Annotated in this window: 13 protein-coding genes and 3 pseudogenes; 11 read left to right on the top strand and 5 right to left on the bottom strand. The window is 67.1% G+C overall.

All coding sequences use genetic code 11. The annotated features are described in order from the left end of the window. Positions 1 to 497 precede the first annotated feature (497 nt). Positions 498 to 2,819 carry a hypothetical protein gene (locus ACSHXN_RS45505; RefSeq protein WP_438306804.1) on the top strand — a complete coding sequence of 774 codons (2,322 nt, stop codon included), beginning with the start codon at positions 498 to 500 and terminating at the stop codon, positions 2,817 to 2,819. A 289-nt stretch (positions 2,820 to 3,108) separates the two neighbouring features. Here the strand turns inward: ACSHXN_RS45505 and ACSHXN_RS45500 are convergent, their stop codons facing one another. The 3 genes from ACSHXN_RS45500 to ACSHXN_RS45490 form a co-directional block, all read right to left on the bottom strand. Then, positions 3,109 to 3,681: a transcriptional regulator gene (locus ACSHXN_RS45500; protein WP_438306803.1), complete on the bottom strand. Its 573-nt coding sequence runs from the start codon at positions 3,679 to 3,681 to the stop codon at positions 3,109 to 3,111. Positions 3,682 to 4,045: 364 nt separating this feature from the next. Beyond that, on the bottom strand, positions 4,046 to 5,314 hold the full coding sequence (locus ACSHXN_RS45495) for an RHS repeat-associated core domain-containing protein (RefSeq protein WP_438306898.1): 1,269 nt from the start codon (positions 5,312 to 5,314) through the stop codon (positions 4,046 to 4,048). Further along, a complete protein-coding gene (locus ACSHXN_RS45490) occupies positions 5,209 to 5,709 on the bottom strand; it encodes a hypothetical protein (RefSeq protein ID WP_438306801.1) in 501 nt (166 codons plus the stop codon). Before ACSHXN_RS45490 ends, ACSHXN_RS45495 begins: the two co-directional genes overlap by 106 nt. A gap of 3 nt (positions 5,710 to 5,712) precedes the next feature. On the opposite strand from ACSHXN_RS45490, the gene ACSHXN_RS45485 reads away from it, so the two are divergent. From ACSHXN_RS45485 to ACSHXN_RS45450, 8 genes and pseudogenes are all read left to right on the top strand, one after another. Then, entirely contained in the window at positions 5,713 to 6,228 is a 516-nt protein-coding gene (locus tag ACSHXN_RS45485; RefSeq protein ID WP_438306799.1) for a helix-turn-helix domain-containing protein, read from the top strand. Continuing rightward, positions 6,225 to 6,539: a hypothetical protein gene (locus tag ACSHXN_RS45480; RefSeq protein ID WP_438306797.1), complete on the top strand. Its 315-nt coding sequence runs from the start codon at positions 6,225 to 6,227 to the stop codon at positions 6,537 to 6,539. Before ACSHXN_RS45485 ends, ACSHXN_RS45480 begins: the two co-directional genes overlap by 4 nt. Before the next feature lie 442 nt (positions 6,540 to 6,981). Continuing rightward, positions 6,982 to 7,248, top strand: coding sequence for a hypothetical protein (locus ACSHXN_RS45475; RefSeq protein ID WP_438306796.1), 267 nt, complete (start codon positions 6,982 to 6,984; stop codon positions 7,246 to 7,248). Between the two features lie 1,218 nt (positions 7,249 to 8,466). Next, positions 8,467 to 8,727, top strand: a complete 261-nt coding sequence (locus ACSHXN_RS45470) for a hypothetical protein (protein WP_438306794.1) — start codon at positions 8,467 to 8,469, stop codon at positions 8,725 to 8,727. Positions 8,728 to 8,928: 201 nt separating this feature from the next. Then, a complete protein-coding gene (locus ACSHXN_RS45465) occupies positions 8,929 to 10,002 on the top strand; it encodes an IS3 family transposase (protein WP_438306792.1) in 1,074 nt (357 codons plus the stop codon). Position 10,003: 1 nt separating this feature from the next. Next, a complete protein-coding gene (locus ACSHXN_RS45460; protein WP_438306790.1) occupies positions 10,004 to 10,495 on the top strand; it encodes a DUF5979 domain-containing protein in 492 nt (163 codons plus the stop codon). 271 nt (positions 10,496 to 10,766) lie between these two features. Further along, positions 10,767 to 11,225, top strand: a pseudogene (locus ACSHXN_RS45455) (transposase); the annotation flags it as partial. Between the two features lie 415 nt (positions 11,226 to 11,640). Next, positions 11,641 to 12,618, top strand: a complete 978-nt coding sequence (locus ACSHXN_RS45450; protein ID WP_438306789.1) for an esterase-like activity of phytase family protein — start codon at positions 11,641 to 11,643, stop codon at positions 12,616 to 12,618. Between the two features lie 128 nt (positions 12,619 to 12,746). Here ACSHXN_RS45450 and ACSHXN_RS45445 read toward each other — a convergent pair. Next, positions 12,747 to 13,174 (bottom strand): annotated as a pseudogene (locus ACSHXN_RS45445) (transposase family protein); the annotation flags it as partial. Here ACSHXN_RS45445 and ACSHXN_RS45440 point away from each other — a divergent pair. Both ACSHXN_RS45440 and ACSHXN_RS45435 read left to right on the top strand, forming a co-directional pair. Further along, positions 13,168 to 13,628, top strand: a pseudogene (locus tag ACSHXN_RS45440) (transposase); the annotation flags it as partial. The pseudogenes ACSHXN_RS45445 and ACSHXN_RS45440 overlap by 7 nt on opposite strands. Before the next feature lie 112 nt (positions 13,629 to 13,740). Further along, positions 13,741 to 14,676 (top strand): transposase family protein, encoded by a 936-nt coding sequence (locus ACSHXN_RS45435; RefSeq protein WP_438306787.1) that lies wholly within the window; start codon positions 13,741 to 13,743, stop codon positions 14,674 to 14,676. A gap of 538 nt (positions 14,677 to 15,214) precedes the next feature. Here ACSHXN_RS45435 and ACSHXN_RS45430 read toward each other — a convergent pair. Next, positions 15,215 to 15,601: a DUF6009 family protein gene (locus ACSHXN_RS45430; RefSeq protein WP_438306785.1), complete on the bottom strand. Its 387-nt coding sequence runs from the start codon at positions 15,599 to 15,601 to the stop codon at positions 15,215 to 15,217. Positions 15,602 to 15,619 lie beyond the last annotated feature (18 nt).

The following is a 15,619-nucleotide window of genomic DNA, read 5'->3' as shown; positions in this document are numbered from 1 at the left end:
AGACGCGTGCAGCGGGCGTGGGCCCGGCCTTCGCCGGACCCACGGCCCTCAGTGCTGCAGCCACCATGTGATGCCGGCAGCGACGAGTCCGGAGCCTGATGCCCAGCAAGCACCTCGTACCAGGCTGAAGAGTGCGGCTCGCCCCAGTTGACGGACGGCGGGCTTGTTCTTTCCCATGTTGCCCCCTCGAAGGTGATCTACGACCCCAGTGGCCGAGTACGTAGACCGTGCACGGCGGGCACATGCGGTGTCTGAAAGGCCGGGCGCTGCGGGCAAACTTCTCTTACGCTCCTGGTCAGCCGTCTGCCCGCTGTGCCCGGTGCGGGCAGGCTCGGGCGCTGCTGAGGGGTGAGATGTCGAAGTCGACGCAAGCTCGCGAGCTTTACGACGCGCTGCGGGCACTGGAGAAGAGGGCCATGGCCGTAACGCGGAAGCGGAACGGTCGTCCTTGCTCGCGGCGGGAGGTGGCCCGTGCCGCCGACGGCAGGGACTCCTCTTTGGACAGGCGCATCGGTGAATGGCTCCATAACGACTGGAACGCAGCAAAAACCCCCGATCCGGCCAGCAGTGAACAGCTGATCGCTGTGGTCCGCGTGTGGAGCACGCTGGCGGACGAGGCATGCGACGAGGGCCGCTGGAGAACGCTGCTCGACGATGCTCAGCCGCAGCGCTCACGCCCGGCTCGCGGCAAGGAGCCGGCTGCCCACGGCGCTGCCCTCACCGAGAGGGACGACGCCGGTCCGCTTGCTGTGTCCCTGCATGCGCTGGCCCAGGCGGTGCGCAATCAGTGGCACGCCGAGATCCGCGCACGCGACCTGTACCGTCCGGCGCCGCTGCCCGTCCCCCTGGCCGTCACATCCGGCCCCCTGTCCGGACGAACCGGCACGGTCACTACATGTGCTGAACTCCTGAGCGCGTCGCCGGGCGAGCGCCTGGTGGTCACCGGCCCGAGAGGGTCCGGCAAGGCCACTTGCGCCATGCTGCTCGTCGAAGCACTTCTGAAGGACTCGCGCCCAGGCACACCCGTCCCGATCCTGCTCTCCCTGTCATCCTGGGACCCGGAAGCCGAGGAGTTGCGCAGTTGGGTCGCCCGCCGGATCACCGAGGACTACCCCGGGGCCCTCACCGGCAACGTGACCGCCCGCCAACTGGCCGAAGGACGCCATCTGCTGCCGGTACTCGACGGGCTCGAGGAGATCGCAGAGAGCAAGCGGTCACTGGCTCTTCGAAGGATCGGCGAAGCCTATGACAGCCGTGACCCACTGGTTCTCACCTGCCTGCACTCGGAGTTCAAAGCCTCTGTGGACGACGGCGCCTCGGTGACCAGAGCTTCGGTCGTGTCCCTACTTCCCGTGCCGCTCAAGGACGCTACGCAGTATCTGCGCCCCGAGGACGGAGACAGCCCGTGGGACACGGTGCTGCCCGCCCTGGCCAAGCGCTCGGGTATGGCGCGTGTCGTAGGCAGTCCGCTGCTGGTGGCCCTGCTGCGCACACACTTCGAGCTCCCAGGCAGAAACCCCGAGGAACTCCTGGCCGAGAGCGAGTTCCCCGACGCGACAGCGGTTGAAGAAAGGTTGCTGGACGACCTCGTCCTAGCCGCCTTCACACCCCGTCCGGCGGCCGGCATCCGGCGGCCGCGACAGCCGCGTCACTCCTGGCCCCAGCCCTTGGCCGAACGGTGGCTTAACCAGCTGGCGCGGCGCACAGGCGGCGGCCAGTTGAAGTGGTGGCAACTGTCCGAGTCCGTGCTGGCCAGTCCCCTGCGCCAAGGACTCCTCGGAGCCGTGGCGGGAGCGCTCTGGTTCGTCGCTGCGGCCGCCGCGGCCTGGCCCATGAGGGAGCACTTCAGCCGTCCGCTCCTGATCCTGGCCGTGGCAACAGCATGCGTCGCTGTCCTCTTCACTCAGTCGTTCTCCGAATCTCCCGCGCCCCCTTCGCAGATGTGGCGGGGCATCGAACGCATTCCCGGACGGCTGAGGCGGGCCCGCATGCTGGTTACCGTGTTCGGCAAACACGTGACGATCGCGTTATCAGCAACGGGCGCTCTGATCGCGTTGTGCTGGATCCTCATGCAGATCGGTAACGGACAGGTACCCACCGCCGAGGAATGCAGACGGCTGGCCCAGGCCCGCGGCCGTGATACCTGCCCGCTGGTGTTCGTCAACCTCGGGGGTCCGCCGGGCGGAGGCGGCGGCTCCACCAGCACCGTTGAGGTCAAACCTGAGGACGTCTCGAACTACATCCTGAACTGGCGCGAGTTCGCAGACAAAATCCCTCTTCTGACTGGTGCCGTCCTGATAGCCGCGTTTGTCGTGTTCATATACGGGCTCCTGTCCTCGGCGCCCGCCAGCGACGCCTTTCCCACACCCCGTTCCTCCCTCGCAGCAGCCCGCAGACGGGCGCTGGGGACCACCATGCTGCAGGCTGTCGGCCTCACAGTGGCAGGCACCGTCCTGTACTCTTTCGTCACCCTTCCCTACTTCCGACTACCCCCAGGCAGCCTCGGCATCGGCATACTCGTGATCGTGACGGCCGTGCTGTGGATCCTGTCCCGGTCGCCCTGGGGCCGATACGTCGTTGCCCACTGCGGGCTCGCCCTGCGAGGAAAAGTCCCCTGGCGCTTCATGGCCTTTCTTGAGGACGCCCACCGGCTCAACGTGCTGCGCCAGGCCGGCTCGGCCTATGAATTCCGGCACGGGACACTTCGGGAACACCTCGCCCACAAACCATCAGCGCCCGAGCCGAGGGACGGCCGCCTCCCGCACGCCGAGACCACAACCAAGCCCGACCCACCCCGCTCTACACAATCAGAGGACTGACCCAAAGCAGCTCACGCCTCACCCCCACCGGGACAACCACATCGCGAGAGGGCTCACCTGCCCGCCGTGGCCGTCGTCATTAACCACTCGTCACGCCGGCACTGAACCCTCCCGGAGACGGCAGGCTTCCCCGGGAGCCAAGGCAGACTTGGAACGCCGCAGCGTCGTCCGCGTCACACTCCTGCTGCAGCGATCCCCGATCGACGGGACACGCCACGACCCGACCGGCGCGTGCCGCTGCCTGCCGGGCTCGCCGTCAAGCAGTCGCCGCCGATGGCGCGGATGTGTATCAGGCGGCGAAGCCGACGTTGGTTACGTACTCGTACTGCCCCCACTGCGAACCCAGATCGACGATCTGGTCCACCCACGCGTCGTCCAGGCCGCGGTCATCGCCGGACACCCACGCCTGAACGATACGGTCCCAGCGGCGGATGTTGAGCGTGCGGAACTCCACCACGCGCTGGCGGGGCCGCACGACGTGCGACTGGTTGAGCGGATGGATCTCCACCCGGGTGCCACGGCCCTCACGGTTCAGGCGGGCCAGAAGGTAGCGGGCGACGTTCTCCCGCCGCACCGTGCGGTACGCCTGCTCGATCCGCTGAAGATTCTGCCTCGAGGGCGACCGCTTGCCCTCCAGCCAGGCCTTCAGGGTGCGATCGGTAACGGCCAGGCCAGCCTGGCGCGCGGCGGCACGGGCGTGGTCGGTGCGGGTGAGGTAGTGCAAGCGGGCCAGCAGGCCACGGCGAGCGGTGACGGGCGTGGCGATGTAGCCCGCGAGGGCATCCAGTTGACGGGCAACGGCCTCATGGCCCTTGATGCCGCGGGCCCCGTAGAGGCCGAAGTGCTTGTTCCGCTCAGGCATCGTCTTTTCCGATCCCGTGGAGATTGCGGATCACTTTACGGGCTCGGAATGGCCGGTTGTGACGACGGTGCGACCGGCGGCCGACTGTCTACGGGGGCGCGCGGGGGGGCTTGCGGTCCTCCACATCCCACTCCCCCAGCGGCCGCCTCAGAACCTGGGGTCGGCGGGAGTTCACCCACAGGAGCGATGGCAGCCGTAGGAGCTTTCGCGCGCTGGCCTGTCGCAGCAGGCTGGCCGCAAGTCCGCCCGTAGGGCGGGCACGGGGGTTTCACCGGGTGGGAGGAGGGGCTGTGCGGTCGGTGCTGCGTGTGGTGCCCGTGCCGGGTGAGACGACGTGGTCGTTTCTGCACCGCGTTGCCGCGGCCTACGGGATGGAGGCAGTCGATCTCCTGCCGTGGTGGCGGTGGGCGAGTTCCGGGGCCGGGCGCCGCAGCGGCCGCCCGGACAAGGAAGTCCTCCTCAACCCGGCCGCCCAGGAGATGGTGGCCGCCTGGTGTGGCGTGCCGACCGCGTGTCTGGCGCGGGCGCAGCCGTCCTGGACGGCCGGCCCGGCTGCGCTGGCCGGCCGCGACGGGAGCGGGCAGGCGTGGGCGCAGTGGCGGATGGGATTCATGGAGTGGGGGCCGGTTGTGTTCGGCTGCCCGCTCTGCACCGCCCGGCGTGGCGGGGACGGGCAGCGGGCGTGGGTGTACCGGCCGCGGTGGCGGCGGGTGTGCGCACAGCATGGCCGGTGGCTTCTGGATGCCGGCGAGGGACACCCGTGGCCGTGCGTCGACATCGGCGCCCTGATGCCCGAGCTGGCCCGGGCGCAGCGGCGCTGGGCCCTGCTGGCACACCGGTCGGCAGGGGCACCGGAGCCGGGGCAGGTGTTCGCGTTGGCGCGGGCGGTGGTGTGCGGGTGGTGGGAGCAGGAGGCGTTCTGGGAGCGGGAGAGACTGTGGGGGCTGCGTCTGGAGCTCCTATCACGCCCACGGCTATTGCACCCTCCTGCCGAGACTACGAGGCAGGCGACAAATCCACCGATGGTGATTCCGAGTTTTATTTCGTCCCAGTGGTTGCTGGTCCATTGTTTGGTGTTGTCCCAGGCGGGACCAAAGTTGCCCTTCATGAGGTTACCCAGGATGCCGTCTTTCTCGCGCTGTTCGTCCGCGGCTTTCCTCTTGACGTCTGCTACCGCCTTGGCATTGTAGTGGTAGAAGACCTTGTACGTGCTGGGGTTGGCGCGGTAGGCGCGGTAGCGTTTCTGGGACTCCTTGTCTTTCTTGGGGGTTTGCTTCCAGACCCATTTTCCGTTCTTTTTGGTGTAGCCAGCGGTCATTCCGCGGTCGTCGGCCCATCGGTCGTCGTTGTAGGTCGCTCCGCCAGCGGGGCCGTCGGGGCGTAGGCCGTCTGGGTCAGATTTGGTGAGCGGGCTGTTGTGGGCGTAGCTGTAGGCATTCATCTGGGCCGGGTCGTCGTGGTCAATGACAGGATCGACGGAGAGGAAGCGGCCGAGTGTGGGGTCATACTCGCGGGCGCCGAGGTGAGTCAGTCCCGTGGGGTCGTTGGTGCCGCCGACGAAGCCGCGGGTGCCGAAGGCGGTGGATTGTTCGGAGCGGAGTCCACCGAAGGGAGGTTGCTTGCGGCGGGTGATGGCCAGGGTGGCGGTCGCATGGCTGTCATGGCGGTGCCCTGGTCGTCGGTAAGCAGGTAGGAGATATTCGTGCCCTGCCGCACGCCGACGGTTTCCCCGTTGTGGGTGTAGTAGCGGGTGCCGGTCTTCGTACCTCCAGCGGCAACGTGCAGTTCGTTTCCGCCCGGGAGGGTGAGGGTGCTGGAGCCATCGCCGTTCTTGGCGATCAGCCGGTTGCCGTCGGCGTCGTAGAGGTAGCTGGTGGTCTTGCCTGCCTCGGTAAGGGTGGCAAGGTGACCTTCGGTGTCCCAGGTCAGGTCCTGGGTACGGGCGCCGATGGTCCGCTTTTTGGTGTTGCCGGCCTCGTCGTAGGTGAAGCTGCTGGCCTGGCCGTCGTTGGAGCCGCCCTTGATCACGGCTTGCTGAACGGCGTGCGGCATGTCGATGACGCCCGTGCTCACATCGGGGTGCGCTGGCACACCGGCGCCGTCGACGAGATCACCTGCGACCGGCGTACCAACCGCAACCCCACCCGAGCCGTCGATATCGTCCGCGAACTGTTGGATGTCTGCAGCGACGCCGAGATCGCCGAACACCTCAACAGCCTCGGATTCACCACCGGCAACTGCCGCCCCTTCACCGTGAACTCCATCCGTCACATCCGGGCCCAGCACGCGATCGGCTCCCGGCGCAACAACCCAACCGAACCAGGCGAGATCACCGTGCCCGAGGCTGCTCGGATCCTCGGCATCCACGAAGCCGCGATCTACCCATGGATCCGCAGCGGCGAAATGACCGCCCGCCAGGCACGACACCGCCGCTGGTGCATCACCGGGGACAACGACGTCGAGGCGTACTGGAAACAGCGCGTGGCAACTTCCTCCCACCTCAAGCGACGAGCGAACACCAACTGCAAGACAGGACAGGCAGTATGAAGCCGACTTCCCAGGTCCGCACGATCGCGGGATACCTCTGGCCCAACTCGCCTGCGGCGAAGTCGGCAAGGGCCTGCTCGGCGGCCTCCGCATGGCGCGCGGCCGCACTCCTGCACACCATCGTGCAGCTCGAACCGCTCCCCCACCGCAACAGCCTCTTCGCCGCCTTCGTCACCAGCCAGTACCTGGACCAGTCCGGGGAAGGCATCGACTCGCCCTACGGAGCGCTGTCCGACCTGGTCAGAAAAGCCCGTGAGAGCCGGCTGAAGATCTACGACATCACAGACACACTCCGCTCCTGGCGCATCTGAACGGCCCGCGCCGGCCAGCGGACGAGCGGCCCCCGCGCTGCTCCCGGGCCTACGCGGAGACGGGAGGGGCCGTCGGTCGGCCAGTGTTCTGCGCTGTGCCCAGGTGGAGTGCGGGCGCCTGGGGCAGTACTCGGGCCAGGTCGCGGGATATGCGTTCGGCTTCTCCGCGTACCTGGGCGGGGATATCTCCGCGCTCGGCGACGAGTCGGCTGAAAATGGGTGTTTCCTGGAACACGGCTGGTTCTGCTCTCTCTGTTGGGGTCGGGGCGGTGAGGGTGACGAGCGTGCGGCCTTGCGCGACACCCTACGACGCGGCGCTGACAACGCGGTCCGTGCCCGTTCCAGCTCGCCGCCGCCCCGCGCTGGTCGCCTTCTTCAGCATCGCCGCAGGTCCTCACCTTACGGGCGGGGTCCCTGCGAGGGGGGCCGTGGGCGTCGCGCCGTGCAGCGTCGTTCCCGCTGGGCGGTCGGCGCGGGAGGCTTCAGGACGATCGGGCAAGGGTCGGGCGAGGGCGGCGGCCGACTGCTCAAGACACAGGCACGTGGTCGCTTGTACCTCCGGGGTTCTTCGCTGCGCCGCCTGCAGCGCTTCGAGGTCCTCGACCCGCGCGCAGAAATCCTCGTAGGAGGCGGCAGGCGCCTCGGCTGCGAGGCGCTCATCGGGATCGGGCTGCGGGGCGCCGGGGCAGGGCTGTCGTCCATGCCTTGATCCGCCTCACTGACCTGCAGGGGTGTTTCCACGTTGCGGGTCCGGTGTCGAGCCTTTGTACAGAGCACCGGGGAGGCCGGCGAGGTACTGCCGCTTGGCTTCCAGGTCCGCCCAGACGTCCGGGCTCCCCCAGGCAGAAGACCCGTCGGAGTCCTGCTGGGCAGAGGCGGGGCCGGCGCCCTGTGCGTCGGGCCGCGTCCCGCGCATCCGCCTCCATGCCGCGCGGTAGGACCGTCCGCGCTCCAGCGCCGGATCCAGGTCGGCTCTCAGGTCTGCTGGCCCGCCCGGACTGGGATTGCACTCGCCTGGCCACCGGCCCGGCGTATCCGGGCTGGTGTCTTCCGCTCCGGGCGCCGCTGGCATGAAGTCCGCTGACGTGGTCTGGCGGAACTGGGAGATATAGGATACGGCATTACGACTCATGTGTGGGCGAGGGCCCGGGCCCTCGCTGGTTGCAGGGCTGAGGCGGCGGTGCAGCAGGCCGCATCCTGCACTGCCACGGGCTTCGACTCCCTTCTTTCCCAACGGTGGTTCGATCCCGGCCGACGAGCGGACTTGCGCCGCTAACACCAACCCCCAACACAGTGCCGTTGGGCATCGCCGTGCTGCCCTGACGCACCCCCAGGTGCTTTCTCCCGCCTGTCCTCGCCCGCCGCCTCGCCTTTCGGAGCCCAGCCGATGACGACCCCTCGTGTCCCTGACGTTCTCACCATGACCACCGCCGGTCTGACAGCGATGAGCGACGCCCCTGCGTGGATGGCGCTCACCATCGCGCTCCCGCCAGTGCTCACGCCATGGCCCGGATGTTCAACGAGGTGCTCGCCGGCATCTCCCGCTTCCACACGGCCACGATGCGAAAACAGAGTAATTCTCAATACCTGTGGACGGCCATCTGGTTGGCGCCTACGCAGTTGCGCAAAGTTCGTCGCTGGCTGCAGACTTCGCGCGCCCTTGCCGCCGCCTTTGTCATGACGACTGCCGCGTGGATATGGCGTCGGCTCTCTCACCGCCCGCCGACTCACCTTGAATCCGGCGGAACTCGTCCTCGCCCCACCCCGAAGTCATCGGGTGGCTGAACTGGCCGCCTCTCCATGGACTGCCGAGTCTCGGCAGTCCATGGACCAGCGTCCAAGGCATACGCCGCGGAGACGGACCGGGTTGCTGGACTGGCGAGGGTTGCGAAGGACCACGGGTCCTGGGCCGACGATGCCAAAGACGTTGCCCTTCCACATTACGATCCCCCAGGCCAGGAAGCTGGGCAGCAGCGTCGAGGCGATCGCGTCGACGGAGGCACTGACGCCGCAGCTCGGCAACGGTCGCTTACGATGCCACGACCGCGTCCCCTACCGGGACCTGGGCCCGGACTGGGCAGCCCGCCGTTTCAGCCCTGCTCAACGCGCCAAGCGCCTGACCGCCCAGCTCGAGGCCCTGGGCTACGACGTCACCGTCCAACGCGCCTCCAGTCCGCCCGAGTTGTGAACTCCATGCCGTTCATTGCCCTCCGCGGCAGCCCGGAGGGCACTGAACCCTGCCCCGGAACTTTGGGATTCACATCTCAGCGACCGCCTTCTTCGCTCAGGACAAGATGAGGTAGACACCGTGACACGGTGTCGTTTCATCGATGCGGAGAAGGCATCGGAGGTTAATCCTGCAGGTCACAGCGTTGCGTTTCTGTGCCGTGTGCTGGGAGTGCCCCGTTCCACCTACTACGCGCACAGAGCGTCACGGCCGGCCCGGACGGTGCGGGAGCGGGCCGAGAAGATGCTGGTGGGCGAGATCCGGGTGCTTCACGCCGGATCTCGCGGTGCCTACGGGGCTCCGCGGATCCACGCCGCCCTGCGGCGGGCCGGGCGGGTGGTGAACTCCAAGAAGATCGAGCGGCTGATGCGCAAGCATCGGATCGTCGGGATCACCCGCCGTCGGCGGCGGGGCCTGACCCGGCAGGCGAAGCGGGCGCCGATCGTTTACCTGATGGTCGCGCAGATCAGCGTGAGCCTGCCTGAGACCGGAGTTGCGCCGGGGATGATCCCTGTGGTGATGCTCGCGCTGTTACCCGTTACGGCAGTGATGCTTACCGCGATAGGCGTACCACCGACGGTCAGATTGGCTCCGACGGGGATACTGGCGGGGGTGGTGGGACAGGTCGCAACGATCCACGTGACCGGCATCGAGGTCTTCACCGACCCCGACGGCGAGAACCAGCTCCACGACGGCGACGTGGTGCAGCCCGGCACACGCCTGTGGGCCCGCAGCACCTCCGACGCAGAACCACAGGGCTTCGTCCTCGAACGGGTGGCCACCTTGCTGGAAGGGACCGTTCTGCTCTACGACGGAACGAACCCAGGCCTGGAAACCGCCCAGAAACTCATCCTGGCACGGGAAACCGAGCTGGTGGTACGGGCCGGCGCGGTACTCGACCGGTTCGCCGCGGGCGGTCTGCAGATCACCAAACGGATCCTCGGCGATGGAGCGGGCCACCAAGGACGGATCACCATCGATGTGATCTGCCGTGACCCGAACACCTCCCAGGAGCAGCACCACACGGTCGCCTTCCCTGCCGGCGCGTCGGCCGGCGACCACAGCCGAACGATCAGCGGCATTCCCGCAGGCAGCATGTGCACGATCACCGAGCCCAGAGGCGGCGACAACGACCAGGTCCACCATGTGGGCGATCCCGTCATCGAGCCGGCAACGGTCACCATCGTGGCAGGCGAGACCCAGCAGCGCCGACACCTTCGAACAGTCCACGGGTGACGTGGAGATCGACAAGACCATCAAGGGGCCGGGCGCCGGGAGGCAAGGAAAGGTGGTCATCCGGCTCGACTGTGACGTGCCGGGCGGCGGTTTCGACCGGCGGTTCGTCATCAACGCCGGAACCACAGCCGGCACATACCGTCAGCCGGTCGTCAGCGGCGTCCCCGCCGGCACACGCTGCGCCGTCACCGAAATCTCAACCGGCGAGAACAAAGAGGTCAGACTCGCCAGGGTAACCATCAACCCCACCACCCTCACGGTCCGAGCCGGCGTCACCAGCCGCATCTCCATCACCGACAAGTACGACAGGCACGGCAAGACCGGCAAGGATCACAAGGGCGGCAAGGGCGGCAAGCGGGCCGCTTCCCTTCCCGGCACCGGTACTGCCCTGCAGACCGGGCGCATGGCCGCAGGCAGTCTCACCCTGGTACTGACCGGCTGCCTCACGGTCGCTGCGGCCAGGCCGACCCGCAGACGCCACGAACGCCTCTGACCTCTCAGGACACGGAGCGGGATCAGCCACTCCGAGTGGGGCCGCCGACCATCAGGCCATCAGGTCGGCGGCCTCACCGCATCACCACACACGACACCGAGCCCCCAGCCTGCGTGGTCAGTACGCAGCCGTTCCGCGCCTCGCACGACGCAACCCGCCCGCCTGCACAAGACATGCCGAAGACCCACCCCATCAGGGGAATCCAGGAGAACAGGTTCAGACGCCAAGCCTGGCCACTGCCCAGAGAACAACGAGGTCCAGCGTCATCACGCTGATCGTCCGCAAGGAACGCCCGCACCCCGGCGCGCAGTTGCGGCTCACCGACGCCGACGGACTGCGGCTCACCGCGTTCGCCACCAACACCACCAACACCCCGATCGCCGCACTCGAACTGCGGCACCGCCAGCGAGCCCGGGCAGAGGACCGCATCCGCAACGCGCGCGCCGCTGGCCTGCGGAATCTGCCCCTGCACGAATCAGCTCAGAACCGCATCTGGCTGGAGATCGTCCAGCTCGCGCTCGACCTGCTGGCCTGGCTGCCCATGCTCGCCCTGACCGGCAAACCGAGGCTCTGGGAGCCCCGCCGTCTGCGGCTACGACTGTTCTCCGCCGCGGCCCAGCTGGTCACCACCGCACGCCGCCGGCACCTGCGATTCACCCGCCACTGGCCCTGGACCGACGTCATCACCAACGCGATCCAGCGGCTCGACGCCCTCCCGAACCCTGGGTGACGAGCAGCAACCACCCGTCCCAACGAGTAGCACCACCCACCACCGGAGCCGTGGAACTCGGCGCCAACCCGACGCGACAGCCGGGCCATCGGCCTACCCGTCACCGACCCGACAAGCAGAATTGCGCCACCGGAGAACCCGACGGCCCGTCACGAAAGATAGAGGTTAGAGGACAAGCGCCGAGGGCGAGCAGAATCGTGCAAGGGTCTGCGAGTTAAATGACAAAAGCTTCCATTGGGCGATGACCTATGCCACTGTCTGTGCATTCGCTGACCGCGACGAACATAGTGTCAGCAGGCCATGTCTAGACCGCTGACCAGGCGGCGATTTGGTCCATCTGTCATCCCGCAGCAGATCGCCTCCGCGGTTCATTTTCCGCTATGTACGCGCTCTGCTCATGCATGAGGAGCCTATTGTGAGCACCCCTGCCATCGAGTCCGAGACGAACGCCTGCTCCGCTTGGGCGACCATTGATTGGTTCTCTGATGCTCTGGATAAGACTTTCTTTGAGGAAAGGTTCGTTGGCAACTTCTCCGGGCTGGCCGTTACTCCCGAAGGTTATATAGCTGCCCTTTCGGACCGTTCGGTGCTTTTCCATCTGGACCCGAGCACACACGAGCCCGTCCGTGTTATCGAAGTGTTTGATGAGGACGGTGAGGCGGTCGACTTCGAGGGTATCGTCTACGACCACGACGGCACCTTCCTGGCCGCGTCCGAGGAGCCGGCCATTCGCCGCTATACCCCGGAGGGCAAGCCCCTCAGCAGGCTCCAGGTCCCGGCGCGTCTCATGCTCGCGAAGAAGACCCGGACCGGGCGGGCTGGGCTCAACGACTGCTTCGAGGGGCTCACTATCCTGCCCGACAGCCTCACTCTGGTCGCATCCATGGAAGCCTCTCTCAAGGGTGACGACGTCTCCTACGTGCGCTTCCAGACATGGGAGCGCGACGCCCTGGATGAGGAGTTCGAGATTGGTGCGCAGTGGGCGTATCAGCGCGACGAAGGGCTGTCGCTCTCCGAGATCTCCGCGGTCGGGGACGGACGGCTGCTGGTGCTGGAACGCGGTTTCGAAAAGAGCATCGGCAACATCGTTCGGCTCTACCTCGCGGACCCGCGTGACGCGGACGATGTTACCGAGGTCGAGATTCTGCACGGTCAGGACGGCGTGCGGGCCATCGGCAAGACCTTGCTGGTCGACCTTGTAAACTGCCCGCCGCTCGGTGCCACCAACAAGCAGCCACAGGAGAATCCGCTGCTCGGCAACGTCGAGGGCCTGGCCATCACCGAGTCTCTCCCGGACGGACGACTCAAGATCCTCATGGCGACCGACGACAACCAGAGCGACACCCAGATCACCCGTCTGTACGGCATGACCATCCGGCTGCCCGAGTTCTGAGTCCAGTCCGATCTGTGTTTGCGCTGTGGATAGATCCCAGACCGTCCCGACGGACCGTCGATGTAGGGCGCCTTTGACCTTGCGCCTTCGCGAGGTGGCGTGTGCCATTGGTGGTTGGCCGAGCTTCTTCAGCGTTGCCGCTCCAGGTGAGGATAGCTTTGGCGATTGACGTCTTGCCGTTTTGCATCGGGATCTGCGGAAGATTCGCCAGGACTTCAGGCGTGCCACGCCGCGTTCGACCGGTGCCCGTGTCGCGATGAGGGCCTGGCGTCTGATGCCGGTGGTCACCCAGGGGCCGTCGGCCTGGTAGGCGAGGTCGGCCAGGATGGGAACGCCCTGGCGCTCGCAGATGCGGATGATCCGGTGGGTGCGGGCAGCAGTCAGGTCGTGAGCTCGGCCCGGCAATGCGGGTGAGATCCCACAGCAGCCGACCGCTTGGATCGGTGACCACCTGCACGTTCACCCCGTGGCAGCGGTGCTTGTGGGAGTAGTCGGCCCGTCCGTCACCGACCCGGTCGCACTCGGCAAGAGTTCCGTCCAGCAGGACGAAGTAAGGCCCGGGTGTGGGCCAGGCTACACCGGGTCATCCTCGACGAGCTCGGCGCGCGGGGTGAACCGGACCGGTCGCGCCGCGCGATCGACTCCGCCGACGTCCGCGCCTTCAAAGGGGGCAGCTGACGGGACTGAACCCCGGCCGACCGCGGCAAGAACGGATCGAAAATCCACCTGCTCGTCGACCGGTCCGGCCTCCCGATCTCGATGGCTATCTCCGCCGCGACCACGCTCGACAGCCTCGCCTTGCAGCCCTTCGTGCAGGGCATTCCACCCGTCCGCAGTCCACGCGGACCGCGGCGTCCCCAACCATGCAAGCTGCACGGCGACAGGGGCTACGACCACCAGCGCCGATGGCGGGCGATGCAGGGCATCACACCCCGCATCGCCGCCGCGGCAAGGAAGACTACGCCTGGCTGGGCCGGCACCGCCGGGTCGTCGAACACACCATGTCCTGGCATCGCGCAACCTGTGCAAGCCGGGACAGAAAACGACCTCCTGTTCTTGCCTAACGAGTTCGTGCACGGTAGGCAGTGAGACGTCGGTCTCCTGATCGTTGATCATGGTCGTGTGGTGGAGAACGCGACTCGTGCAGTGATCATCAGCAACCGGCGGATCACGGGCCTGACGGCCGATGTGATTGCTGAACTCGTTGCTGAGATAGGCCAGTTGTGGCACGAGCGCCACCAGGCCAGGCTCTCTTCCAGGCAGCGGGAGCGGGCAGTGGGCGCTGGCGCAAAGCACCGGCTGGTGTTCGTCGATCGGCTGCTCGCCACCCTGGTCCATCTCCGTCACGGGACAACCCACGACGTGCTGGCCTGCTGGTTCAGCGTGGACCGCTCGACCATCACCCGGGCCATTGGCGAGATACGGCCCCTGCTCGCCGAGCGGGGGTGCACCGTCAGCCCCGACGTGCGGCTGCGAAGTCTGGCCGAAGTCGTCGACCATCTCGGCGTGACCGGGAAGGTCGGCATCATCGACGGCACCGAGATCCGAGTCCGCCGCCCGGCCGCCGGACGCAAGGACCGGGACAAATTCATTTCCGGCAAGAACAAGCAGAACGCCGTCAAATCCATGATCGTCACGGATAGCGAAGGCCGCGTGCTGTTCTGCAGCCCAACCAAGCCCGGAAGCTGCGCGGACATTACCCACGCCCGCCAGTTAGGGCTGGTCAAGCTCCTGGCCGACGGCCCCGCCGTAGAGATCCTCGCCGACGCCGGCTACCAGGGTCTCGGTGCCCAGACCGGCGGACGCGTAGTGACACCACCGCACCGCAAGTTCAAGAAGAACGCCCCGGACTGGTACGAGGAGATCTACGAACGACAGCGCAAAGCGCACTCCTCACGTCGCATCCGCGTCGAGCACGGCATCGCCCACCTGAAAAACTGGCGCGCCCTGGCCCGCCACCTCGGCCGCCGCGAACACATCAGCGACACCGTCCAAGCCATCGCCGGCCTGCTGTCCCACCAACAGATTACGGAGCTCAAATCCACACGGCAGATGTGAACCCCGAGCCCCACAGACGTCCTCGACGTCTCACTGCCTACCGTGCACGAACTCGTTAGTGCGCCAGTATGAATCCTGACGCTGACAGCGGTGTCCTGATTTCTATCGACGGACTTGCCGCAGGCGGCATGTGCGTTCATTCAAGAAGCCGCCGTGTGGGGCCGTGAAGGAGTGTTCGAATTCGTTCTGGACGGCACCGGACCCGCCAGTGTCGAGCCACGCAGCGCCGCTGGCCGACCTGCTCCAGCACGGCCCTCAGCGCCCGTGGGGCGTCCAGTCGGCGACCCCGACAAGCAAGGGCGCTGACCGGAGTCGCAGCATCGGCGTGTCCTATAGAGGCAGTCGGCCAGGTGCTGACCTGCCATGGTCGGGGCTGGGCACCGCCTTGGCAGGACCCGTGGTCGGGACGCGTCGCAGATGTGCTTTGGTCAGCGGTCCACAACGGGCAAGACATGCATCACCGCCCCATTCGCCGATGGATTACCCGCATCGCCATCTGACCGCGCCGGGCCGGAACGGTCGTGGGGGGGGCGTGGGGCTAGATGCCCGCGGGTGCTATCGCGGCGGCAGGACCTCGCTGGGAGCGGTGGGTTTTGATGCCGGGATTCCCCGCGGTGATGGTGCGGGGGTCGACGGCTTCGCCAGGCGATCCTTCGGCGTAAAGGCCGTGAGGAATGCTGTCGCGGTCGTGCGGCAGGAGGTAGAAAACGCGGCGTCTGTACAGGCCGCTATCGGGGTCGGGTTCGGCCTCCTGGCCGAGGAGGGCGTAGCCGACCATGCGTCCGTCGCGGGCGTAGGGGGGACGGTTGTTGCGGCGTCGGGTCTTGTCGAGGGCCTGGCGGACGTAGTCGAGGTCGTCGAGGGACTCCAGCCAGACCACGTCGCGTTCGTGGGCGAGGTCGCTCTCGGTCAACAGCGAACTCATGGCTGCTGCCCCTCCTTC

The sequence above is a fragment of the Streptomyces sp. HUAS TT11 genome, from assembly GCF_051553595.1.
GTDB lineage: Bacteria > Actinomycetota > Actinomycetes > Streptomycetales > Streptomycetaceae > Streptomyces.
This window is presented reverse-complemented; position numbering and strand designations above follow the sequence as displayed.

Excerpts from the sequence above, each read along its gene's own strand:
- ACSHXN_RS45500 (WP_438306803.1), bottom strand. The coding sequence starts at position 3,681 with ATGCCTGAGCGGAACAAGCACTTCGGCCTCTACGGGGCCCGCGGCATC.
- ACSHXN_RS45430 (WP_438306785.1), bottom strand. The coding sequence starts at position 15,601 with ATGAGTTCGCTGTTGACCGAGAGCGACCTCGCCCACGAACGCGACGTG.
- ACSHXN_RS45480 (WP_438306797.1), top strand. The coding sequence starts at position 6,225 with ATGAAGCCGACTTCCCAGGTCCGCACGATCGCGGGATACCTCTGGCCC.